Genomic DNA, 24,131 nt, shown 5'->3' with positions numbered 1-24,131 from the left:
GACGAGAGGTGCGCAGAGCGCTCCGCCCCCCGGGGCGTCGCTCCTGACCGAGAGAGAACAGGAAGCGCGCCGTCCGGTTCGACCGACGCAGAACCGGCAGTGCCGACTCGTTGTCCTCCGAGCCTAGGAGCCACGCCCGAATCGACCTCATCGGCCCTCGACCGTTGACGCGCGATACGCGCTGCTGCTAAGCGATCGCGAGAGCGGACGCCGCCCCCGCGCGATAGCGAGTGCGCGGCCGTCGCGCAAGGCTTTTGCCCCATCCGCCCGACGCGCGCACGATGGCGATATGCCCACCCCCATCGGTCGCCCCCTGGAGACCTACGCTCCGATCGGCGACGGTCGCACGGTCGCCTTGATCGGCTCGGATGGCTGCATCGACTGGCTCCCCTTGCCTGATCTCACCGATCTTCCGGTCTTCGCGCGCCTCCTCGACGAGGAGACGGGCGGATGCTTCGAGCTGCGGCCCGTCGCCGAGTTCCGCACCGAGCGACTCTATGTTCCCGAGACGAACGTGCTCGAGACGACCTTCGTGACGGATGCCGGACGCGTCCGCGTCACGGACGCCCTGGTGTCGGGTGTCGCCGGACGACTGCCGTGGGCCGAGCTCGCCCGGCGGATCGACGGCATCGAGGGTTCCGTGGAGATGCGCTGGTGCGTGCGTCCCGGCACGTCGCTGCGCACGGCGGCACCCTGGATCGAGAACACCGACCACGGCCCGGTGGTGCGCAGCGGCGCCACGGCGTTCGCCATCGTGGGCTTCGATCACGGGCCACGGCATCCCGATCCCGACGGAGCCGACGGGCCGCGTCTCGACGGTGCATTCTCGGCAACGGCGGGCTCACGCCACCTGATCGCCCTCGCGGCCACGCACGACGAACCCCTCCACATCCCCGATCCGCACAACGTGGATGACGGCATCGATCGCACGATCGAGAACTGGCGGCACTGGTCTCGCGTCTTCTCGAACGAGGGTCCCTGGAGCGAGCAGGTGCAGCGCAGCGCCCTCGCCCTGAAACTGCTCATCTACAGTCCGTCGGGCGCCATCGCCGCTGCCGCCACCACATCGCTGCCCGAGAATCCGGCCGGCGGCAAGAACTGGGACTACCGTTACGCCTGGGTGCGCGACCTCGCCTACACGGCGCACGCGCTGGTGCGCTTCGGCCTGCGGGAGGAGACCCAGGCCGCGCTGTCGTGGATGCTCCGCACGATCCGCGAGCACGGCCCCGAGCTCCACGTCATGTACACGCTCGACGGCGGGCTCGTGCCCGAGCCCCACGAGTACGACGTCGAGGGCTGGCGAGGTATCGGGCCGGTCGTGACGGGAAACCCCGCGGGCGACCAGCTGCAGCTCGGCGTCTACGGCGACCTGCTCGCGATCTGCCGCACCTACGTCGATGCGGGCAACGTGCTCGACATCGGCACGGCGCGGATGCTCGCGGGAGTCGCCGACCGTACGTGCGATCTGTGGCGCAATCCGGACTCGGGCATGTGGGAACTCCCCGAGGAGCGGCACTACGTCTCGTCGAAGATGGGCTGCTGGAAGGCCCTCGACGACGCCGTCGCGCTGGCCGACGCCGGTGCGATCCCCGGGAGCGCCGATCGCTGGCGGGCCGAGCGCGAGCGCATCCGCGGGTGGATCGACGAGAACGGCTGGTCCGCCGAGCGCTCGGCGTACGTCTTCTACGCCGGCTCGGAGGAGCTCGACGCCTCGGTGCTGCTGCACGCGCCGTCGGGCTTCGACCGCGGGGAGCGCATGTCGTCGACGATCGACGCCCTGGCCGACGAGCTCGGCGCGGGTCCGCTCCTCTACCGCTACAGCGGGGCGGATGCCGAGGAGAAGACGTTCGTGGCGTGCGCGTTCTGGCGTGCCGAGGCGCTCGCCTGCGTCGGCCGGCACGACGAGGCCCTCACCCTCATGGACGAACTCATCGCCCAGGCCAACGACGTGGGCATCTACGCCGAGATGATCGACGCCGACGACGGCTCGGCCTGGGGCAACACCCCGCAGGCACTCAGCCACCTCGCGTTCCTCACCGCCGCCATGACCATCCGCGACGTCGTCCCCGACGAGCTGTTGCGCGACCGCACCTGAAAGACCGACACGAAAACAAGGAAGGGGAACACCATGTCCCGTGACCAGTACACCTTCACCAACCCCGCCGAGCTCTACGCCGACATCGAACCGCAGAAGCAGCACATGCCCGAACCGGGCCTCGACGCGGACCTCGCCCCGAAGGCCGACCTCGGCGAGGAGAGCTACCGCGGCTCCGGCCGCCTGACCGGCCGCAAGGCCCTCATCACCGGTGGCGACTCCGGCATCGGTGCCGCCACCGCGATCGCCTTCGCCCGCGAAGGCGCCGACGTCGCGCTCTCCTACCTCCCCGAGGAGCAGGAGGACGCGGACCGGATCGCCGGCATCGTGCGCGAAGCGGGCGTCAAGGTTGCGACCTTCCCCGGAGACCTGCGCGATCCCGAGTACTGCCGCACGCTCGTCGCCGAGACGGTCGGAGCCCTCGGCGGCCTCGACATCCTGGTGAACAACGGTGGCAAGCAGATCTACCAGGAGTCGCTGACCGACATCACCGACGAGCAGTTCGACGACACGTTCAAGACGAACGTGTACGCGATGTTCTGGATCACGAAGGCCGCGCTCCCCCACCTCCCGGCGGGCTCCGCGATCATCAACACCACGTCGATCCAGGCGTACTCGCCGTCCGACATCCTGGTCGACTACGCGTCGACCAAGGCGACGATCAACGCCTTCACGAAGGGCCTCGCCCAGCAGCTCGCGCCGAAGGGCATCCGCGTGAACGCCGTCGCCCCGGGGCCGATCTGGACCCCGCTGCAGCCGAGCGACGGACAGCCGCAGGAGAAGATCGACCAGTTCGGTGAAGACACCCCGCTGGGCCGCATGGGCCAGCCGGCCGAGCTCGCCCCGGCCTACGTCTTCCTCGCATCGGCCGAATCGAGCTATGTCGCCGGTGAGACGCTCAACGTGAACGGCGGCATGCCGACTCCCTGATCGCCGCGGCCCTTCGTCTCGTCGCTACGCTCCTCGCTCAGGAACCGCGCAGCGAACACCGGTTCCTGAGCGAGCGAAGCGAGACGAAGGGCCGGTACCCCGCACGGCTCGCGCCCGTCAAGCCCGTCGCGCCACGGCATCCGCCCCGGCACGCTGGAAGCACTCAGACCACCGCCCCCCAGGAGGACTCCATGAACACCGACTCCAGCGACAGCCGTATCGACGAGACCCCCGAGAACGTCCAGGGCGACCTCTCGCCCAACGATCTCTGACCGCCGGTGGCCACGCGACTGCTGCTGCTTGCCGACACGCACGTGCCCGCGCGGGCGAAGCGCCTGCCCGACGCCGTGTGGCGCGAGGTCGACCGCGCCGATGTCATCATCCACGCCGGCGACTGGGTCGACCTCGCGACCTTCGAGACGCTCGATGCCCGCGCCGCCCGGTTGATCGGGGTGTGGGGCAACAACGACGGTGCCGACCTGCGAGAGCGGATGCCGGAGTTCGCCGTCGAGGCGATCGAAGGTCTCACCGTGGGCGTGGTGCACGAGACCGGTGCGGCCACGGGCCGTGAGCGGCGCATGGACCTCGCATACCCGGACGCCGCACTCGACGTTCTGGTGTTCGGGCACAGCCACATCCCGTGGGACTCGCGCACGCCCCGCGGCATCCGCCTGCTCAATCCCGGGTCGCCGACCGATCGTCGGCGCCAGCCCGTCTGCACGCTCATGACCGCGGTCGTCGACGGGGACGAGTTGCGCGACGTCGAGCTGGTGCCGGTCGAGCGGAGTTGACGCCGCTCCTCAGGCGGCGAGCGCCGACTGCTCGCGCCGCGTCTTCGCCTCGCCCCGGAGCACGGCCGCGACACCGAGACCGCAGAGTGCGAAACCGACGAACGTGACGATGGTGAGGGGTTCGCCGAGCAGGATGCCCCCGGCGATGGCCGTCGCCGGCGCGATGAGGAACAGCAGCGCCTGCAGGGCGGTGATCCCCACCCGTCGCAGCAGCCACCAGTAGAGGCCGTAGGCGGCGAGCGTCGGGAACAGGGCGGTGAGCACGACGGCGAGCCAGAACGATGCGGATGCCGGGGGCACGAGCGACCCGGTGGCCGCCGACACCGCGAGCAGCAGGACGGCGGTCACGGTGACGTGGATGGCGAGCGTCACGAGCACGCCCGTCTGCACCGCGGATCGCCGCTGCAGGAACGTGCCGACGATGAGGCACACCATCGCGGTGGCCGGCAGGAGGTAGGCGATCGGGGGTGCGGCCGACGACCCGAACTGCGAGCGCACGACGAGCAGCACTCCGACGGCGCCGAGGGCGAGGCCGACCCACTGCGATCCCCGCACGCGCAGTCCGAGGATCGGTCCGACGAGCACGGCGACGATGAGGGGCTGCACCGCATCGATGAGCGCGACCGTGCCCGTGGCGATGCCGGTCGCGACGGCTCCGTAGACGGCAGCGCAGTATCCGAACTGCGCGAAGAGCCCGATCAGCGCCTGCGTGCGCACGTCACGACGGGTGACGCCCTTCGCGGCTCCCGAGACGCGGACGATGAGCAGCAGCACGATCGCCAGGGGCACGAACCGCCAGACGAGCAGCGTGAGCGGTGCGACGTCGACCGTGGCGAAGGCCGGGATGATGAAGCCCGAACTCCACGTGACGATGAAGGCGGCTGCCGCTGCGGCCGTGAGCAGCCCGCGAAGTACACCGATCTGTTTACTCATGCGTCCGACTATACAGGTTGGTATAGTTTTTGCATGACCTCGTCCGTTCCCGAGCTCGCACCCCTCACCCCCGGAGCACGCCGCGTGCTCGACGCCGCCTCGCAGCTCTTCTACGAGCGCGGCATCCACGCGGTCGGGGTCGACACGATCGCCGAGGTCGCCGGCGTCACCAAGAAGACCCTCTACGACCGGTTCGGCTCGAAGGAGGCGCTCGTCGTCGTCTACCTGCAGCACCGCGACGCGCGCTGGCGCGAGCACGTGGCCGCGCACCTCACCCGGGTTCCCGAGCCGGGCATCGACCGCGTGCTCGCGATCTTCGACGCCGCGATCACCTGGTCCGACGACAACAGCCCCAAGGGCTGCAGCGCCATCAACGCCCGCGCCGAGATCGGCGAGGGCAACGACGACCACCCCGTCTTCCCCGAGGTCTCTCGCCAGAAGGTGTGGCTGTTCGACCTGTTCGACGAGCTCTGCGCCGAAGCCGGCATCCGCGATCACCGCGCCGTGGCGCAGGCGATGATGCTCCTCTACGAAGGGGCGATCGTCACGGTCGGCATGGCGACGTTCGCCCAACCCTTCGTCGTCGCGCGCGGCTGGGCGCGCACGCTGCTCACGCGGAGCTGATCGCGCGGCGGCGAGAGCTCAGCCCTGGGAGCCCTTGCCCGGCTTTCCCGCATGGTCGGGCTTGTTGCCGTTCTGATCCGACGGGTTGTCCTTGGCCCCGTTACCGGGGGTGCCCTCCTCGCCCTGACCGGAGTCGCCGTTCTTCCCGTCGTCGACGGTTTCGACGACGGACTCTGACGGCGCGACGGGCTCGCTGACGACATCGTCGCTCACCGGCGCCTCGGTCACGACCTCCTCGGGCGCGACCTCCGCGGGTGCGACCTCGACGGAAGCGACCGCACGGGCCACGGCCTCCGAGAGCGCACTTCCCGAGGCGCCCGAGTCCGGGGCGAGGGCCATCGCGCCGGCGACGGAGACTCCGGCGACCACGAGCGCGGCTGCCCCGGCGATCACGCGCATGCGGGCCCGGCCGACGCGTGCGGGGCGCTCGGCGGGGAGAACGGCCGTGCGCCCCGTCTCGGCATCCGCAGCTCCGCGGTCGTCCTCGACGGTTGCCGCTTCGGCCACCGCGGGCGGAGCGATCCGGTCTGCGGCGGCACGACTCGTCGCCGGCTCGCCCCCGCTCAGGAGCGCGCCTGCCGCCCTGGCCACCTCTGCGGCGGTCGGTCGCCGATCCGGCTCCATGTCGGTCATCCGCTCGAGCAGATCGCGCCAGGCCGGGTCGACATCGCCGGGAACCGGGGGCGATCCGGCCAGCCGTGCGATCGCGGCGGCGCGACCCGAGCCGATCGGCGTGTATCCGGGTTCGCCGGTCAGCGCTTCGAGCACGACGAGGCCCAGCGCGAAGATGTCGGCGGGTGTGCCCGGGTCGTGGTCGCGCAACTGCTCGGGAGCCATGTAGGTGAGAGTGCCGAGCACGATGCCGGGCGTGGTGAGGCGCGATCCGTCGACGAGGCAGGCGATCCCGAAGTCGGCGAGCTTGGCCGTCCATGCTCCCCCGCTGCGCGTCCCACGCCTCTGCAGCAGAACGTTCGACGGCTTGACGTCGCGATGCACGATGCCTGCCGCGTGCGCGGCGGCGAGGCCCTGCGCCAGATCACGGGTGAGCGCGGCGAGTTCGCGCGAGGGGATCGGTCCCTGCGCCATGCGCTGGGCGAGCGTCGGCCCGTCGATGAACTCCATCACCAGGTACTGCGGCCGCCCCGGATCGAGCTGGGCGTCGAAGAGCGTCACGAGCGACGGATGGTTGAGCGAGGCGAGCAGGGCCTTCTCGGTGTGCGCGCGTTCGACCGAGACCTTCGCCTCGTCTCCCGGATGGATCATCTTGATCGCGACCGTCCGCCCGAGATGCGTGTCCTCGGCGCGGTAGACCGTCGCCATGCCGCCCTGTCCGACGCGGTCCTTGAGCAGGTACCGGCCGTCGAGCAGAGCCTCTGTCGGCGAGACGACTTCCAGCGTCATCGGGTACTCCTCATCGCGAAACGTCGATCGATCCTCCGACACTATGTCTCTCGAACGGCCGGAGTCAGTGGGCTTGACTCCGGCCGATCGAGTGGTTCGCTGCCTGCGAGGCGTCACGCCGCGAGCGGCACCGCCCCCACCAGCACGCCGACCGCGAGCATCACCAGCGACACCGCGCACGCCCGCCACAACACCTTCTTGTGGTGGTCGCCGAGGTTGACGCTCGCGAGCGAGACGAGCAGCAGGATCGCCGGCACCAGCGGGCTCTGCAGGTGCACGGGCTGCCCGGTGATCGATGCCCGAGCCATCTCGACGGGTTCGATGCCGAAGTGCTCGGCACTCTGCGCCAGCACCGGCAGGATGCCGTAGTAGAAGGCGTCGTTCGACATGAAGAACGTCAGCGGGATCGACAGGATGCCGGTGATCACCGCGAGGAACGGCCCGAGCGCGGTGGGGATGGCGGTCGTGATCCAGCCGGCCATCGCGTCGACCATGCCCGTGCCGTTCAGCACGCCGACGAGCGCGCCGGCGGCGAGCACCATCGAGACGACGCCCACGATGCTCGGGGCGTGGGCGACGATCTCGTCGGCCTGGCTCTTGAGCTTCGGGAAGTTGATCACCAGCGCGACCGCCGCCCCGACCATGAAGACGTAGGCGAGCGGGAAGATGTCGGCGACGAGCAGCACCATGACCGCCGCGGTGAGGGCGAGGTTGACCCAGATGAGCTTCGGGCGCAGCGTGGCGCGGTTCGGGTCGAGCATCGTGTCGGCCATCGCCGTGTCCTCGCGGTCGAGCAGCGCGGTCGCCGCCGGCAGGCCTCCACGGCCACCGGCGAGGGTGACGATGTTGCCGGTGCGCAGCGTGGCCCGGGCGCCGGGGGTGGCGTTGCCGCCGCGGAACACCTTCGAGCCGGTGCCCGCCGAGCCGCCGATGCGATCGGGGTCGATGCTGCCGAGGCGCTTGCGCTCTCCCAGCCCGAGGAACCAGGCGAAGAGCAGGGCGACGATGAGACCGGCCGCCAGCGAGGGCAGCATCGGCACGAAGACGTCGGTGGGCTGCAGACCGAGTGCGGTCGCGGCGCGCACGGTCGGGCCACCCCAGGGGACGATGTTCATGGTGCCGTTCATGAGACCGGCGACGCAGGTGAGCACGACCGGGTTCATGCCGAGCTTCAGGTAGATGGGCAGCATCGCCGAGGTGGTGATGATGAAGGTCGTCGAGCCGTCGCCGTCGAGCGAGACCGCGCCGGCCAGGATCGCCGTGCCGAGCACGATCTTGGCCGGGTCGTCGCCGAGCAACCGGGTGATGAAGCGGATGAGCGGGTCGAAGAGTCCGACGTCGATCATGATGCCGAAGTACATGATGGCGAACATCAGCAGCGCGGCGGTCGGGGCCATGTCGGAGATCGCGTCGATGATCATCTCGCCGAGGCCGAGACCGGCGCCGGCGAAGAGCCCGAACACCGTCGGCACCAGGATGAGGGCGACCATCGGGGTGAGGCGGCGGGTCATGATGAGCGCCATGAAGACGAGCACCATCGTGAACCCGAGGGCCACGAGCACGCCCTCGGGCGGCAGGAACGCCGTCGCGTAGCCCTCCTCGGCGGAGAGCAGGATCCCAGGTTCCACGTTCACATCGACTCCTTCGTCGTGTCGTGCATCAGAGCGGAGCACCGCGTGCGGCGCATCCCGAGAGACTAGGTCGATCGCAGACGCCGCGCGCGCTATGTCGCATTGCTGCACGTTGTGCGCGTAGCGTGTGTTCTGCGCATTGTGCTCACGACGCGACGAGGAGGTTGCCCCGGTGCGTTTCGCCACCCGACTGCTGCTCGTGCAGCTCGCGACCGTCGCCGCGGTCGTCACCGTCTGCACCCTCGTCTTCGGATGGCTCGGAGTGCAGCAGCTGCGCGCCGAGTCCGAGGCGACGGCGCTCAACATCGCCCGCACCCTCGCCGAGGACCCCGATGTCCGTCAACTCGTCGCCGAGTTCTCCGCCGATCCCGGCACGCCCGCGGCCGCGGCGCTGCGCGACGGACCCCTGCAGCAGATCTCGGTCGACGTCGCCGATCGCACCGATGCCCTGTTCGTCGTGATCACCGACGATCACGGCATCCGCCTCGCCCACCCCAACCAGGATCTGCTCGGCCAGGTCGTCTCGACCCCGTTCGAAGAAGTGCTTCGCGGAACCGAGGTCGTCGATTGGGAAGTCGGCACGCTCGGCGAATCGGCGCGCGCCAAGGTGCCGATCTACGCGACAGCCGGCGAGCCGCCGGTCGGCGAGGTGAGCGTCGGATTCGAGCGCGCGAGCGTGTTCGACGAACTGCCCGCCCTGATCGCGACGATCGCGGTCGCCGGGGTCGCGGCCCTGGGCCTGGCCGCCCTGGCCACGCTTCTGCTGCGGCGCCGCTTCGAGCGGCTGACGCTGGGCCTGCAGCCCGAAGACCTCGTCGCGCTCGTGCAGAATCAGGCCGCCGTGCTCGAGGGGGTCGGCGACGGCGTCTTCGCGATCGACCCGGAGGGCATCGTGCGCGTCTGCAACAGCGCGGCGGAGCGGATGCTGCAGCTCGACTCCCCCGTCGGTCGCCGCGTCTCGTCACTCGGCCTCGACGACACCGTGCGCCGTCTGCTCGACGGTCGCGGGGCGAGCGCCGAGACGGTGGTCGGCGATCGGGTGCTGTATCTCGATGCCCGCCCGGTGGTACGCGAGGCCCGGCCGCTCGGGGTGGTCGTGGTCGTGCGGGATCGCACCGACATCGAGGCCCTCGCCGGTCGCCTCGAGACCGTGCGTGCGACGACCGAGGCGCTGCGGGTGCAGCGTCACGAGTTCGCCAATCGCCTGCACGTGGTCTCGGGCCTGCTCGATGCCGACCGCGGACGTGAGGCGCGCGCCTTCCTCGACGAGCTCACGCACCGCGGGTCGGTGGGCGGCGATGTCGAGGGGATCGAGCGGGTGCCCGATCCGTTCCTGCAGTCGTTCCTCGGAGCGACCGCGGTCACCGCCCGCGAGCGCGGTGTCACGCTGGTCATCACCGACGACACGCTCCTGCTCGGAGAGGTGACCGCCGCCGAAGACGTCGCTGCCGTGCTGGGCAACCTGGTCGACAACGCGATCCGTGCCGCCGTCGCAGGCGTCGAGCCGCGACGGGTCGAGGCCACCCTCCTCACCGACGGCAGCGAGTTGGTGCTGACGGTCGCCGACTCCGGCGCGGGCATCACCCCGCCCGGCCGCGACCCCTTCGCCCCGACCACCGAGACGATCGCCGTGCGCTCCGGTTCCGACGCATCGGATGCCGGACCCGTGCACGGCCACGGCTACGGGCTGCCGCTCTCCCGCGACCTCGCCCGCCGGCGCGGTGGGGACGTGTGGCTGATCTCGCCGGGCGGTGGCGGTGGCGGCGAGGGCGCCCATGGCGCCGTGTTCGGCGCCCGCATCCCCTCGGCGGTGCGACCGCCCGACGACGACCGGCAGCTGGAGGAACAATGACCGACGACATCCGCGTGCTCGTGATCGACGACGACTTCCGCGTGGCGGGGCTGCACCGCGACGCGGTGGAGAGCGTGCCCGGGTTCACCCCGCTCGAGGCGGTGCACACGCTCGACGCCGCCCGCCAGGCGCTGCGCGCGCATCAGCCCGACCTGCTGCTGGTCGATGCGTATCTGCCGGATGGCGACGGCATCCGCTTCGTCGCAGACACCGAGCGCGATGCGTTCGTGCTGTCGGCGGCGACGGATGCCGTGACCGTGCGGCGCGCGATCAACGCCGGCGCCCTCGCCTACCTCGCCAAGCCCTTCGACGCGGTGGCCCTCGTCGACCGGCTGCGCCGCTACGCACGCATGCGCAATCTGCTGGGCGGCGACGCGGCGCTCACCCAGGAGCGCATCGACCGTGCGATGTCGATCATGGCCGGTGGCGCCGAGCCCGCGACCGTCTCGCGCTCGGCGACCGAGCAGCTCATCCTCGACGGCCTCGGCGACGACGACGAGGCATCCGCCGCCGAGGTCGCCGAGCGCGTGGGCATCTCGCGCGCGACGGCGCAGCGCCATCTCGCCGCCCTCGCGACGCGGGGCCAGGTCGAGGTACGACTGCGCTACGGCACCACCGGTCGGCCCGAGCATCGGTACGTGCGGGTGGGGACGCGGTAGTTCGGATGCGGATGCTGGCGCCGGCGATGCCGCCGATGGGATGCTGAGCACGATGAAGCGTTCGACGAAGATCACGATGGTGGTGTCTGCAGCCGTCGTTACGGGGCTGCTCGTTCTCGCGCTGCCGGCGATGCTCGGAGCCACGACCTGGGTCACCGGGGTGTTCGGTGCGGGGTCGGGTTCTCCCGCCGCGACCGAGTCTCCGAAGCCAGCCGCAGGCCCGGCATCCGACGACGGTCTGGTCGACCTCGACGACGGCATCTCGGTGCCCGCCGGTGGACCCGGCGAATGCACGAGCACCGCCCACATCAGCACGATGTCGACGCGGACCGACGACTCCGGCCCGTACTACTCGAAGCTCATCGGTGACCTTGTCGACAGGGGCCCGTCGGAGCTGGCCAGTGGCCAGGCACTCACTGACGAGGCTGGCGACGTCTACGCGTACGAGGTCGCTGCGGGCGACAGCGCGATCGCGATCGGCGAGCGATTCTGCATCGACTACATCACGGTCCAGTCGCACAACCATGTGCGCGCCGGCATGATCCACGCAGGCAACATCCTCTACCTGCGCCCCGACCCGACACTTCCATGGGTCAGTCCCTATGAGCCGTTCGACGTTCAGCCCGGCGAGCAGACCGGCCCGTACTACGACGCGATCGACTTCATGCGCAATGCGGTCGTCGCGAAAGACCTCGCGGAGACTCAGCGGGTGTGGGCCGGGCTCGGCCTACGCATCCATCCGGAAGCCCGCACGATCGCGACGCGGGCGCTCGAGGCGGGCGATTGGGAGCTGCTGCGGCAGATGTTCCCGTGAGTGCGTGAGAGGGCGTTGATAAATTTATCAACGAGTCACCTGAGGCCCAGTCTCCTTTGCTTGCCAAGTGCCGTTCGTCACAACGTGGCCGGTGTCGCGAAGGATCTGCCCGGTAGCCATCCCGTCAATGGTCATGTACCACCGAGGATTCTGCATGTCATGGGCGAAGGCGCGCAACGTCGACTGCACCGCCGCCGTTTGCCCCTGATTAGATTGCACAACGAGAAGCTCGGCGGGTTCCGTCGCAAGCCGGACGATCTGGTCGCCGTTCTTCCCGAGGTCCGGGACCTTCATGGGGCGCCGGACGCTCTTCCCCTTGAGGAGCCATGCCGAGGACATCGCACGCCCGTTGACTCGAAGATTCAATGAATACAAATCGCTCGTCTCCCCACCCCAATCCTTCGGTACGTCGAACTCGTGGAGAAGCGAGGCAATCGCCTGCTTGACAATGTATTCATCGACCTCGGCCGTTGCGGCGACTTCATCCGCGGTAAGAAGCGTGGCCCAATCAATAGCGCTGAAACTGTCGACGCTCCCCGGGTGAATGCGACGATCCACATGATGAGTAATCCCCAACCTCTGCTCGGCCTCGGTGAGACCGTAGCCCCGCGTCCCGACAAAGACTGGTCGGATTCGGACGACCTCACCCACTTCCACCACCTGACCGATAATCTCGACATTCGTACGCCTTGAGAGAAGATTGTGGGCGCTCGCGTATGCGAATCGCGATGGGTCGAGCGTTCCTTCGACACGGATGGAAGCGTCCGTGTTCAACTTTCCGTGAAACTCGATCCTTGGCCCGTCGGCAGTAGTCGTCCTCTTGAAGTAGAACGCCTGCTGCACACTCACCAGCGCACCCGGCGCCACCGCATCGGTCAACAGCAATGCCTGCAATTCGGGGATGCCGAGATCTTCCGCATAGCGCTCCAAGCCACGCGCCAACTCGTAGTACAGCCCGATGAGACCGCGGGGCCGGTCCAAGACGTCGGAGATGTTCATCTCGGTTAGTCCGCAGAGCGCTGCCGCCAGATCGACGTTGAGGAAGATAGGCGTCAAAGTCGTCTTCACGTCGAAAGCGTATTCAACTGCTCGCGCCGGACCTGATGCGTCGTCTCCGCCGGAACCGGCGGGGTCTCCGGCGGGCCCTTCGGCGCCCCGCGTTAGGTTCTGCATCACGACCTCCGCTCGTCGGCGTACCGCGGCGCCATGGATTCCATCTGATCCATCACGAGCTTGATTGCTTCCGGCTGCTTGTCTGGCGGGTACTTGTACTTCACGAGGAGCCGTTTGATCGATGACCGGAGCTTCGCCCGAACATCGTCGCGCACGGTCCAGTCGGTTCGCACGTCCCGCCGCATCACAGCGACGAGTTCCCGCGCGATCTGCGCGAGCACGTCCACGCCCTGAATATCGATCGAGGACTCGTTGGTGGCGACGGCGTCGTAGAAAGCGAGCTCGTCACTCGACAGGGGTGGCGAGAACGTGGAACCGCGGGATGCTTCTGCGGCGACATCCTTCGCGAGCTCGACCAGTTCGGCGATGACCTCGGCCGATGTCAGCTGCTGATTGGTGTAGCGATTCATGATCTCGGCGATGCGCTCCGAGAATGCGCGCTGACGCACGAGGTTTCCGCGGGTGGCCGAGGATCCCGCATCCGTCAGTGACTTGCGCAGCGCCTCGATCGCCAGTTGAGCGTTCGGCGCGGCTTGCGCCTTCGCGAGGAACTCCGACCCGAGGTCATCGAGCGCCAGACGCGGAAGGCCCGCGGCTTCGTAGATGTCGAGTACCTCTCCGGGAGCGATCGAGTCGGCGACGAGTGTCCCCAGCAAGCGCGAGATCTCCTCGGGGATGGGTTCGTCACGCGACTGACGCTCAGCCGCATCGAACTTCGCCATCCACACCCGCACCTCTTCGTAGAACGCGATCTCCTCGTGCAGTTCGGCGAGGCCATCGTGCCCGGACGCAAGCGCCCAGGCGCGTGCCAGTCTCCCGGTCGCGGTGCGATACCTCGACGAGAGTTTCTCCGGCCCCAGTTCCTCGAGGTTCAGTGCGCTCTCGGCGTCGCGCAAGTAGTTCGTCGCGGTCGTCGCCGCGGTTCGCCATGCGCGTGACCCACCCTGCTTCGCGATCGAACGCCAGTCGCAGTCCGCGAGCATCTCACGAATGTCCGCGACCAGTTCTGTTGCGATCGCCACCGCCTCATCGACGTTGCGCCCGATCGGCTTGTTCTCCTGGTCCGCGACGGTGTACTCCGACAACGCCTTCGCGAGGTTGTCGGCGAGCGGGGCGTACGCGACGAGCAGTCCATCCTGCTTGCCCTTGAACGTGCGGTTCACTCGCGCGAGCGTCTGCATCAGCAGAGCGCCCTTCAGTGGTCGGTCCAGATACAGCGTATGGAGCGGCGGGGCGTCGAAGCCCGTGAGCATCATGTCCTTCACGATGACCAGTTCGAGTTCATCGTCGGCATCTTTGAGGCGCGCCTTGATCGTCTTGTTCTCGGAGTCGCGGCGGACATGGTCACTGATCGGTGGCTGATCGCTGGCGGACCCCGAATAGACGACCTTGATCCGCCCCGAGTCCAACGCGTCGGAATGCCAATCCGGCCGAAGGGCGACGATCGCCTCGTACAGTCGCGCGCAGATCTCGCGAGTTCCGCCGACGATCAGCGCCTTACCGGGCGACTCGAGGAACGGCTTCATGCGTTCGCGCCGTTCCTCCCAGTGCGTGACCAGGTCCGCAGCGAGTTTGTCGATGCGCTCTGGGGCCCCGTACACCGCGTTGACGACCGCGACGGATGCTTCCAGCCGTGCCCGCTCGGTGTCGTCGAGGCCGAGAGTGTACTCGTCGGCGGCCCGGTCGATTTCTTCTTCGTCGGTTCCCTCGGCGAACGACACCTTGATGAGTCGTGGTTCGAAGTAGACCGGAACCGTCGCTCCGTCATCCACCGCCCGCGTGAGGTCGTAGATGTCGATGTAGTCACCGAACACTGCACGCGTGTCGCGTTCCGCGAACGAGATCGGAGTGCCGGTGAAGGCGATGAGCGTGGCGTTCGGCAGCGCGTCGCGCAGGTGCCGCGCGTACCCGTCCAGGTCGTCGTAGTGGCTGCGATGGGCTTCGTCGACGACGACGATCACGTTGCGTCGATCGGTGAGGAGCGGATGCTGCGCACCGGATTGCTTCTCGGTCTCGGTGAGTCCGAACTTCTGCAGAGTCGTGAAGTAGATGCCGCCCGTCACACGGTTGCCGACCTCATCGCGAAGCTGGCTGCGCTCGCGAACCTGAACGGGCTTCTCGGCGAGAAGCAGGCTCTGGTCGAACGTCTGAAAGAGCTGTCCGTCGAGCTCGTTCCGGTCCGTGACGACGATCACCGTCGGGTTCTTGAGCTTCGGATGCCGCGACACGAGGTTCGCGTACAGCTCCATCTCCATCGACTTGCCCGAGCCCTGCGTGTGCCAGACGACACCGGCCTTGCCGTTGGTCTCGACGGCCTGCACGGTCCTCCCGACCGCCTTGGTGACGGCGAAGTACTGATGAGGCTTGGCGATGCGCTTCGTCAGTCCGTCCGAGTTCTCGTCGTACGCGGTGAAGCTCCGCACGAGCTGCAGGAAGCGCTCCTGGTTGTAGAGGCCGTCCAGCGCATCATCGATCGGCTCGACCGACGTCCCGTTCTCGAGGCGCGGCTGAGCGAGCGGCGCGCCGTCGTCATCGACGTTCCAGGGGGCGAAGTGGTTGAGCGGAGTGAACGGCGTGCCGTACTTCGCCTCGAGCCCGTCGCTGGCGAGTGTGAACACGCAGAAGCGGAACGACATCGGGAACTCACGCAGGTACGTTTGCAGCTGCGCGTGCGCCGGGGCGACGCCGGTGGATGCGGAGCCTGCGCGCTTCAGCTCGATGATCGACAGCGGCATCCCGTTGACGAAGAGCACGATGTCGAACCGTCGATGCAGATCGCCCTGGCGCAGCGTGAGCTGGTTGACAGCGAGCCAGTCGTTCTCCGACGGGTCGGCCCCGAGCAGACGCAGGCGCGGGTTCTGCTCGATACCGTCGGAGTCGAAGTAGCTGAGCGGGTACCCGCCGACGAGATACTGATGGATGCGGTTGTTCTCGGTGATCGCATCCTGCGACTTCGGCGCGGCGATCTCTGCCGCAGCCTGCTGGAGGTATTCGCCCGGGACTGCGGGATTCAGGCGCCGCAACGCTTCGAGGAGGCGAGGGCGTATGAGCAGCTCGTCCCAGGACTCGCGTTCCCCGCTGCCGGGAGCGATGTCCTCCCCCCGCGCCGTGCGCCAGCCGAGCGGTTCTGCGAGCGTGTCGAGAGCGTCCTGTTCCCAGGCGGCTTCGGTGAGAGCGGTCACGAGGCGGTCGGTTCGTCGTCGGAAGAATCGCTTCCGTACGTCACAGGATCAGCCTCACCGGCAGCGATTCGCTGTCCTCGCTTGAAGAAGCCTGCGACGGCACTCGCCGTGCCGGTCGCGGCCCCACCGACGGCCTTCGCCGCCGTTCCCGTGGCGCCGCCCACAGCGGCAGCGGCTCCCTTCGCGAGGGTGAGTGCACGTGCCTCATCGGGGATGCCGTCTCCGTCGAGATCGACGCTACGGAAGACCGACGTGCCATCGACGACCTTGCTCCACACTCCTTCACCGAAGTCTTTCGCAGACTCCGAGGCCGCTCGCATCGCCAGCACCGACTTCGGCGGATCGGGGATGCCATCGCCATCGGCGTCGGTGAGTTCGAGCCACTCGGGCCACGTGTCGACGGGCGCGGAGAATCCTGATCGGCAGGACTTCACCACGCTGCTCCCGAAGTAAAAGCTCGTCGCGGCACCGGCGGCAGCGCCGATGACCGGGATCGCCTTCGAGCTGATCTTGACGGTGCCCATGACGGCCCCCTTCGCGATCGCTTCGCGGGCGAGCACCATCGTGACCGGCACCAGGGCAGAGTCGGGCAGGTGTTCGGCGATCAGGTCGCCCCACTTGGCAGACGTGCCTCCCGCCGCCGCACGCGCACCAGCCACGGTCGCGCCGGCGGGAAGGGCCGACATGACCATCGTGGTCACCTGATTGCGCTTCTTCTCACCGAGCAGCGCACCGAGGACGATCGCCTTGGCCCGATCGGGGTCGTCGACGGGAATGCCCCGCAGCTCGGCCATGCACAGCGCGAAGAGCGCCGTCGTCTCGTAGAAGAAGACGAGGTCACCGACGCCGAGGCCGATCGCGATGGGGATGCCGACGCCAGGGATCGTCGCGGACGCGCCGATCGCGGCACTGGCAGCCGTGGTGGTGGCGACATACTGCGACTCGATCGTCTTCATCACCTCCGCGGGCGAAGCGTCGGGCCGCTTGCGACGGATTTCCTTGATGTACGCCATCGCGGCGGGTCGCTGCACGGCGATCGCCTTGAAGACCCGGTCTTGGAAGTCCGCGGGCAGCGGAGTCCCTTTGAGTACGGCACCGGCCGGCTCCGTCGTACTGACTTCAGTCATGACTTTCTCCTTGTGGCGTGCAGCGGTTTAGTTGGCGAACTCGAATACGAGGTCGACGTCAGGGTCGATGGAGTGGACGATCGTCGAGTAGAAGGCTCGTGCCTGATCCTTCAACAGATCGGTGTTCTTGACGAGGTACTCGGCTTCGACGTCGTCGCCGAAGATCGTGTTGACCATTTCGACCTTGTCGATCTCGGCAGTCGTCCAACTGAGCAGATCATTGCTCTCCGCCGCGACCTCGACGTTCTGATTGTCGATTCCGATCACGATGAACGACGGGATCCGCACCACGAACGACCCGTCAGCCTGTTCCTCGATCTCCACGTTCTCCGCGTCGAGACCGAGCTTGGCATCGAAGCTGTAGCGGAGGAACGTCGCGCGGGAGTTGGGGATGCTCAGGAAGAGGATCTGGCCATCATCGGTCTTGCGTTCACGGATGCCCTCGATGCCGAGCGTGACAAGAGCGACCTCTTGGGTGCGGGTCACTGCGTTCACGATCTGGGTATTCTTGTCGGTGGTCGGCCCGATCCAACTCGCGATCGGCGCCCGGAACAAGAAGAGCGCTCCGACGGCGACGACGACACCGACGAGGACGAATGCCACGGACGAAAGGAAGGGCTTCACGAGGTTCTGTTCTCTCTGCGTTCAGGCGCCGGCTGCGGATGCTACGGCTTCCGCATCGCGGACGCGGAGCCTTCCCGACATGAGTTGCGGCAGAAGCGCATCGCGCGTTGCGGCGAGCGTTCGGTTCTCCGCGCGGGCTGCATCCTGACGTGCGGACAGGCCCCGCAACTTCGCTCCAAGTTCCACAGCAAACCCCGCGCCGGGAATGAGCACACGAGCGCGACCGAGCTCTATCCGACTCAGCTCCGTCTGGCCAGTGCTACCTTCGCCAAGCGCCTCGATGTCAGCTTCAATCGCCAGAATCGCATGCCCGATCACATCGGGATCGCTGACAGACGGATCGGGTCGGACAATCGTGATGTGCGAATCGGCGGTTACTGCTCCGGGCAAGGTCCAACGTGCGACGCGTCCGAGTGTGCCCTGCCCAGTCGAGTTGACCAACACGTCACCGTAGACCAGCAGCCTGTCTGCCTTTACCTTCGCGTCGTCAGTCCATCGGGACGGATCGAGAGAGACGATCTGATCGCGTACGCACTTCTGGTTGATCACTCTCGTTCCATCGCCTTCGCTGACGTAGCGAGGCGTGATGCCCCTCGTGATCAACGTCGCGACCTCTTGGACGGAGAGGTCGTGCGCACCGTCAGTAGTTGCTGCACCTAACTCGATTTGAGCAAGTCGCGCCGCCGTAGCGGCGAGAGCGGTGTTGGCGGCGATCTTGTCGTCGAGCGCGCCCAGCACCTCGGCGATCGCCCGCTGCTCACTTAGCGGGGGCAGCGTGATCTTGGAGCCTCGTAGGTCGCTGAGGCTGATGTACGGCGCCATGTCCGTGTTGCCTTGCAGGTAGGACGCTTGCGCGAGGAAAGAAGGTGCCTGCAACCAGTAAGAGAGGAAGCGGGAGTTCAGCTGGCCGAAATCTAAGACCCTGAACCAGCAGAGCTGGGGCGAGTACACGGCGCGTGTAGCCAGTTCAGGCACCACTGCGACTCGGCCGACCGTCCCCTTCGTCGTCAGAAGGACGTCTCCCGCACGCGCAGCCTTGACTCCGATCTGGCGCTCGAAAGCAGCATCCACGAAGTCGGGACTATCCATAGCGACTCGGCCGTCCCTAACATCAGCGACTCGAATGATTCGGTACCCCGAGTCAGTCAGCTCCGATTGCCGGGTCCTGTACCCGTCACCCAATGAAAGCACCCCCGCATTCGCGAGCGCTCCGAGTGTAGTCTCAGACATCAACCCTCCTCAGCTGCTCACGCACGGCATCCGCCAGCCGCGCCGACTTCGCGAACTGCGCCTCCAGCTCGACCCGAAGCCGCGCAAGCTTCTCCTCAATCGGCTCACCGTCGTCCTCGACTTCGGCGGCGCCGACGTAGCGACCAGGCGTCAGCGCGTAGTCCGCGGCCTTGATCTCGGCAAGCGTCGCCGAGTAGGCGAAGCCCGGAACGTCTGCGTACTCATCGAGCGCGGCATCCGATTCGATCCCGCGCCACGCGTGGAACGTTCCCGCGATCTTCGCGATGTCATCGTCGCTCAGCGCGCGCTCAGCCCGGTCGACCATGTGGCCGAGGTTCCGCGCATCGATGAACAGCACCTCACCCGCGCGAGCACCCTTGTCCTTCGCGAAGAACCATACGCACACGGGGATACCCGTCGAGCGGAAGAGCTGCGTCGGCAGCGCGACCATGCACGAGACCAGGTCGGCTTCGACGATCTCGGCGCGAATCTTCCCCTCGCCACCCGAGTTCGACGACATCGAGCCGTTCGCCATGACCACACCGGCCGCACCTCCCGGAGCGAGCTTCGAGAGGATGTGCTGTATCCACGCGTAGTTGGCGTTTCCTGCCGGGGGGACACCGAAGCGCCAACGCGGGTCTTCCTCGTTGCGTGACCAGTCCTTGATGTTGAACGGCGGGTTCGCCATCACGAAGTCGGCCTGCATGTCGGGGTGCAGATCACGGGCGAAGGTGTCGCCCCAGCGGGGACCGAGATTGCCCGAGAGCCCGTGGATCGCGAGGTTCATCTTCGCCATGCGCCACGTGCGCTCGTTGAGCTCCTGGCCATAGACCGAGATGTCGCTGCCCTCGCCGTGATGGGCGTCGATGAACTTCTCCGCCTGCACGAACATGCCGCCCGAACCGCATGCCGGGTCGTAAACGCGCCCGTGCGTAGGCTGCAGCAGCTCGACGAGCACGCGCACGACCCCCGCGGGCGTGTAGAACTCTCCGCCGCGCTTGCCCTCGGCCGCGGCGAACTTCTCCAGGAAGTACTCGTACACCTCTCCGAGCAGGTCACGGGCGCGTCGTCCATCGGACCCGCCCTGACCCTGCGAGGCGAAGCGCGCCGAGTTGAAGAGATCGATCAGTTCACCCAGGCGACGCTGATCGACGCTGTCGCGGTTGAAGATGCGCGGAAGCGTGCCGGCCAGCTGCGGATTCGACTGCATAACGGCATCCATCGCCTCGTCGATCAGCAGCCCGATCGACTTCTCGACGCCGCCGACGGTGGTGCCCTTCGCGCTCTCGGCGAGGAACCCCCAGCGCGCGTTGGCCGGAACCCAGAACACGCCCCGCCCGGTGTACTCATCGATGTCGTCGATGAGATCGGCGATCTGCTCCTCGTCGTAGTTGTCCGCAGCGAGTTCGGCGCGGATGCCCGCGCGACGCTCGTCGAAAGCATCCGACACGTACTTGAGGAACACGAGGCCGAGGATCACGTCTTTGTACTGCGAGGCATCCATCGATCCGCGCAGCTTGTCTGCGGCCTTCCAGAGCGTGTCTTTGAGCTCTTTCATGGTCGACGGCGCCTGCGGGGCGGCTTTCGGTGCGCGAGGCATGGGTTTCCTTACTGCGTGGATGCCGCGTCCGCGGCGGTGGTCGGGTCGGTCAAGGCGATGGCTCCAGATGTCGCACCTGCGACGAGGAGGTCGGCGTAGTCGGAGAGGCGCGCAGCGCGGGCTTCGAGGGCAGAGCGGGCGCCCTCGATCTCGGTGAGCGCCGCGCGCAATGGCGCAATCGCCTGCGGCGCGACTCGGCGCAGCATCCATCGCCTCCAGGCGCCAGGACCGCTGGGCGCTCCGGTGATGTCAGTCGCGACGACCTCGGGTACCAACCCACCGGGATCGCTCGCCCGGATGCGCAGAACCCGCGCCGGGTAGGCGACAACCTTCGAGCCATCGGGGTCGACCCACGCGGCAGCAGTGGGGCTCGTGCGAAAGATCACATCGCCGGGGCGCGTGAGAGAGGCCGAGGGATGCCGACTCGCGAACGCGAGCTGATCCACGCGTGTGGCTCCGATCCCGTGCGGGGCATCGAGGTCGGAGGCGCCGACGATGACGAGGCCAGCCGACCCGACGACGCCTTCCGTACCTCGAGTTCCGGAGATGACGCGCAGGTGCCCCTCCCGAAGCAGATCCCCGACAGACGTCGGCGTGGGAGCTGAAGACGCACCCTCTGCGATCACGACGGACGGAAGGTCCTCTCCCAGAGCCGCGGCGGCGGTGTCGAGCCGCGCCGGCAGGTCTGAGGCCCTCGGCTGTACCCCGCGCTTCGACGGCGTCGACGCGGTCAGCGACCCGCCCCGCGCGAGCAAAGAGGCAGTTGGGGCGAAGCGTGCGAAGCGGAACGCGTGCGCACCCAACTCATGAGCACTCCCCATGCTCGCCACCACATCGGACACGAGGTCGGCGCGGGTCGCGGCCGTGAGCGGAACATCGGTGAGGTCCGCCAGCACGGTGAAGCGGTCGGCGATGGCGACATCACCTGTGGGCGCTCCGAGCATCCACAGCGCGAGTGCCTCGCGAGGGGCGCTGTCGATCAGGCCGGGAGCCAGCCGCGCAATACCGCGCACTCGGCCCGAACGAAGCGTATCGGCGCGGAGCCTCTCATCCGGTGGCCGGAGCGCATCAACGAGAACACGTGCGGGGCCGATGACGACCGCGGCATCCGAATCGCGAAGCGCGAGCGATATCTCGTCGACGGCCTGCAGCGTCTCGTCCACGCTCTCTTGCCGTTCCAAGGGCACGCGGGCCACCACGACGGCACGCTCAGTCTGATTGCTCGGCTCGGCGATCCAGTGCCCATCGGTCAGGAGGCGACGGCGGACGCCACGGGCTTCACGACGCGACGGGAGGGCGAGCACTGTTTCATCAGACAGTGCATGCGCGATCGCCGCAGCGAGGTCGGCGTCGTGCGAGTCGATGGTGACCATCGCGTCACTACTGCCGACCAGCGCCTGTGCGGCAGCGACGACGAGTTCGCGCGCATCAGCGGAGAGCCGACCGGCGGAGCCGGCCGTCGTGTGCCGCGCGACTCTTTGCCGGTTCACCAGCGCCAGCGCCGCCGACGCCGAGTACGCCGCGTCGACGAGGCTCTCGGCGTACTCGAGCCAGGGGGCTCCGCGGTCTGCGTGGGCGACGACCTCGCTGCGCAGGAACTCATCGAGCGGATCCGTTGTCTCCGCGACTTGCCGGAGCCCTTCCGATGTCAGATTCTCCAAGGCACCGAGCTGGTGGTGGAGCGCGACGAGCGCTTCGAGTTCCGCAACAGCGCCGAGGTCATCGAACGAGAAGCCTTCGGGGATCGCTGCGGCGGCGGCATCCGCGCGCGCATCCGGGTTGGTGCCGTGATCGGTGCGCATCAGCCACTCCGCCACGTGTGAAGCGTCAAAGACCGATCGACCGGCCTTCTCAGCGACTGCCGCCGGGAACGGATCGGAGCTGGACGCGAAGCGCGTCCTCCACATCGAAGCCACGGGTCGCTTGACGCCGGCCAGGCGGGCAACGCCGGCCAGGTCGATGCGAAGCGATCCTGTTGTGGTCACGTCATTAATGTAGCGGCGGGATCAGGAAGGCAGAAGATTGTAGTGATAAGGGGCGTTATCAGTTTGAAGGTGCCTGCAAAGAAATTCCTCCCGCCATGATGTGTCCCGGCGGCATCGTCGTCGATTCGGGCGGGGTGGTCTCGGGGGATGAAGCCCCGCCCGAAGCTCACAGTCTCAACACATCTGGAGGTCAGCATGAACAACGACAAAGACAGCAACATTCAGGTCAGCGCGGCGAACGAGGTCAAGTGCCCGCACTGCGAAACCGTCTTTACGATCGACGAAGCGCACTACGCCAACATCGCGCAGCAGGTGCGCACCACGGAGTTCGACAACGAGATCCACGCTCGGCTCGCTGACGCGGAGCGGGTGAAGGCGACGGAGATCGCCCTCGCGGTCGCGGAGGCCACGCAAAAGGCAGAGAAGGCGACGGCGCAGCGCGAGCTCGACATCGAGCGGCTGACGGCCGATCTGAAGGCCGCGTCCGCGCTACAGGAGCTCGCGGTCACCAAGGCTGTCTCGGCCTCCGAGAAGAAGGTTGCCGAAGTGCAGGCCAAGCTCGAGATCCAGGCGGCCGAGCAGAAGGTGAAGGACGCCGCGGCCAAGGAATCGTTCGCCAAGGAGCTCACGCTCAAGGATGACCTGATCGAACGTCTCAAGGATCTCAAGGCGAAGCTCTCCGTCAAGCTCCTGGGCGAAACACTGGAGCAGCACTGCGAGATCGAGTTCAACCGCATGCGCTCACTCGCGTTCCCGAATGCGACCTTCGGGAAGGACAACGATGCTTCCAGCGGCACGAAAGGCGACTTCGTCTTCCGTGACTTCAGCGACGACGGCGTGGAGTACGTGTCGATCATGTTCGAGATGAAGAACGAATCCGACTCGCCCTCGACCCGCAAGAAGAACACGGACTTCCTTGCGAAGCTCGATAAGGACCGCATCGCCAAGGGGTGTGAGTACGCCGTGCTCGTCTCCATGCTCGAGGAGGACTCTGACCTCTACACCGGGATCACCGACGTGTCGCACCTCTACCCGAAGACGTTCGTCGTGCGCCCCCAGTTCTTCCTCGCAATCATCGCGCTGCTGCGCAACGCCGCCCTGGACACGATCTTCGTCAAGGCCGAACTCGAGCAGGTGAAGAAGCAGAACATCGACATCACCGACTTCGAGTCGGAGCTCGATGACTTCAAGACCGCATTCGGTCGCAACTACGACCTCGCCAAGCGCAAGTTCGACACGGCGATCAAGGAGATCGACGTCGCGATCGAAAAGCTGCAGAAGGTGAAGGAGGGCCTCCTCGGGTCTGAGAACAACCTGCGCCTCGCGAACGACAAGGCCACGGCACTCTCGGTCAAGAAGTTGACTCGGGGCAATCCGACCATGCAGGCCAAGTTCGCCGAACTGGAAGCGGCTGCCGAGGAGCAGGACGCCGCCTAGTCGCGCAGGACAAAGCCCGCCGCCCTCCGTGGGCGGCGGGCTC

Annotated in this window: 18 protein-coding genes; 8 read left to right on the top strand and 10 right to left on the bottom strand. The window is 67.4% G+C overall.

The window, feature by feature from the left end:
- The first annotated feature begins 289 nt into the window (after nucleotides 1-289).
- From WFJ97_RS10580 to WFJ97_RS10570, 3 genes are all read left to right on the top strand, one after another.
- On the top strand, nucleotides 290-2,095 hold the full coding sequence (locus tag WFJ97_RS10580) for a glycoside hydrolase family 15 protein (protein ID WP_336641456.1): 1,806 nt from the start codon (nucleotides 290-292) through the stop codon (nucleotides 2,093-2,095).
- A gap of 33 nt (nucleotides 2,096-2,128) precedes the next feature.
- Complete coding sequence (locus tag WFJ97_RS10575) at nucleotides 2,129-3,025, top strand: SDR family oxidoreductase (protein WP_247624102.1); 897 nt, start codon at nucleotides 2,129-2,131, stop codon at nucleotides 3,023-3,025.
- Nucleotides 3,026-3,303: 278 nt separating this feature from the next.
- A complete protein-coding gene (locus WFJ97_RS10570; RefSeq protein WP_336641455.1) occupies nucleotides 3,304-3,816 on the top strand; it encodes a metallophosphoesterase family protein in 513 nt (170 codons plus the stop codon).
- A 9-nt stretch (nucleotides 3,817-3,825) separates the two neighbouring features.
- Here the strand turns inward: WFJ97_RS10570 and WFJ97_RS10565 are convergent, their stop codons facing one another.
- Entirely contained in the window at nucleotides 3,826-4,749 is a 924-nt protein-coding gene (locus WFJ97_RS10565; RefSeq protein WP_336641454.1) for a DMT family transporter, read from the bottom strand.
- A gap of 33 nt (nucleotides 4,750-4,782) precedes the next feature.
- On the opposite strand from WFJ97_RS10565, the gene WFJ97_RS10560 reads away from it, so the two are divergent.
- The gene (locus WFJ97_RS10560; RefSeq protein ID WP_336641453.1) at nucleotides 4,783-5,373 is read left to right on the top strand and encodes a TetR/AcrR family transcriptional regulator; all 591 of its coding nucleotides are present in this window, start codon (nucleotides 4,783-4,785) and stop codon (nucleotides 5,371-5,373) included.
- A gap of 18 nt (nucleotides 5,374-5,391) precedes the next feature.
- Here WFJ97_RS10560 and WFJ97_RS10555 read toward each other — a convergent pair whose 3' ends face one another.
- The gene (locus WFJ97_RS10555; RefSeq protein ID WP_336641452.1) at nucleotides 5,392-6,774 is read right to left on the bottom strand and encodes a protein kinase domain-containing protein; all 1,383 of its coding nucleotides are present in this window, start codon (nucleotides 6,772-6,774) and stop codon (nucleotides 5,392-5,394) included.
- Nucleotides 6,775-6,887: 113 nt separating this feature from the next.
- On the bottom strand, nucleotides 6,888-8,312 hold the full coding sequence (locus WFJ97_RS10550; RefSeq protein WP_442928429.1) for a CitMHS family transporter: 1,425 nt from the start codon (nucleotides 8,310-8,312) through the stop codon (nucleotides 6,888-6,890).
- Nucleotides 8,313-8,577: 265 nt separating this feature from the next.
- On the opposite strand from WFJ97_RS10550, the gene WFJ97_RS10545 reads away from it, so the two are divergent.
- From WFJ97_RS10545 to WFJ97_RS10535, 3 genes are read left to right on the top strand one after another with little or no spacing between them, the layout of a single operon-like run.
- Entirely contained in the window at nucleotides 8,578-10,257 is a 1,680-nt protein-coding gene (locus WFJ97_RS10545) for a sensor histidine kinase (protein WP_336641450.1), read from the top strand.
- On the top strand, nucleotides 10,254-10,916 hold the full coding sequence (locus WFJ97_RS10540; RefSeq protein ID WP_336641449.1) for a response regulator: 663 nt from the start codon (nucleotides 10,254-10,256) through the stop codon (nucleotides 10,914-10,916). Before WFJ97_RS10545 ends, WFJ97_RS10540 begins: the two co-directional genes overlap by 4 nt.
- A gap of 52 nt (nucleotides 10,917-10,968) precedes the next feature.
- Entirely contained in the window at nucleotides 10,969-11,730 is a 762-nt protein-coding gene (locus tag WFJ97_RS10535) for a hypothetical protein (protein ID WP_336641448.1), read from the top strand.
- A gap of 27 nt (nucleotides 11,731-11,757) precedes the next feature.
- Here WFJ97_RS10535 and WFJ97_RS10530 read toward each other — a convergent pair whose 3' ends face one another.
- From WFJ97_RS10530 to WFJ97_RS10500, 7 genes are all read right to left on the bottom strand, one after another.
- On the bottom strand, nucleotides 11,758-12,798 hold the full coding sequence (locus WFJ97_RS10530) for a hypothetical protein (RefSeq protein WP_336641447.1): 1,041 nt from the start codon (nucleotides 12,796-12,798) through the stop codon (nucleotides 11,758-11,760).
- Nucleotides 12,799-12,902: 104 nt separating this feature from the next.
- On the bottom strand, nucleotides 12,903-16,085 hold the full coding sequence (locus WFJ97_RS10525; protein ID WP_336641446.1) for a type I restriction endonuclease subunit R: 3,183 nt from the start codon (nucleotides 16,083-16,085) through the stop codon (nucleotides 12,903-12,905).
- Nucleotides 16,082-17,212 carry a hypothetical protein gene (locus WFJ97_RS10520; protein WP_336641445.1) on the bottom strand — a complete coding sequence of 377 codons (1,131 nt, stop codon included), beginning with the start codon at nucleotides 17,210-17,212 and terminating at the stop codon, nucleotides 16,082-16,084. Before WFJ97_RS10520 ends, WFJ97_RS10525 begins: the two co-directional genes overlap by 4 nt.
- A gap of 27 nt (nucleotides 17,213-17,239) precedes the next feature.
- Nucleotides 17,240-17,815: a hypothetical protein gene (locus WFJ97_RS10515; protein ID WP_336641444.1), complete on the bottom strand. Its 576-nt coding sequence runs from the start codon at nucleotides 17,813-17,815 to the stop codon at nucleotides 17,240-17,242.
- Nucleotides 17,816-17,857: 42 nt separating this feature from the next.
- On the bottom strand, nucleotides 17,858-19,066 hold the full coding sequence (locus tag WFJ97_RS10510) for a restriction endonuclease subunit S (RefSeq protein WP_336641443.1): 1,209 nt from the start codon (nucleotides 19,064-19,066) through the stop codon (nucleotides 17,858-17,860).
- Complete coding sequence (locus tag WFJ97_RS10505; protein WP_336641442.1) at nucleotides 19,059-20,666, bottom strand: class I SAM-dependent DNA methyltransferase; 1,608 nt, start codon at nucleotides 20,664-20,666, stop codon at nucleotides 19,059-19,061. The genes WFJ97_RS10510 and WFJ97_RS10505 overlap by 8 nt, the downstream gene beginning before the upstream one ends.
- 8 nt (nucleotides 20,667-20,674) lie before the next feature.
- Nucleotides 20,675-22,483 carry a hypothetical protein gene (locus WFJ97_RS10500; protein WP_336641441.1) on the bottom strand — a complete coding sequence of 603 codons (1,809 nt, stop codon included), beginning with the start codon at nucleotides 22,481-22,483 and terminating at the stop codon, nucleotides 20,675-20,677.
- A gap of 363 nt (nucleotides 22,484-22,846) precedes the next feature.
- Between WFJ97_RS10500 and WFJ97_RS10495 the strand changes: the two genes are divergently transcribed.
- Nucleotides 22,847-24,088: a DUF2130 domain-containing protein gene (locus WFJ97_RS10495; RefSeq protein WP_336641440.1), complete on the top strand. Its 1,242-nt coding sequence runs from the start codon at nucleotides 22,847-22,849 to the stop codon at nucleotides 24,086-24,088.
- Nucleotides 24,089-24,131 lie beyond the last annotated feature (43 nt).

This window comes from Microbacterium sp. USHLN272 (assembly GCF_037149655.1).
Taxonomy (GTDB): domain Bacteria; phylum Actinomycetota; class Actinomycetes; order Actinomycetales; family Microbacteriaceae; genus Microbacterium; species Microbacterium galbinum.
This window is presented reverse-complemented; position numbering and strand designations above follow the sequence as displayed.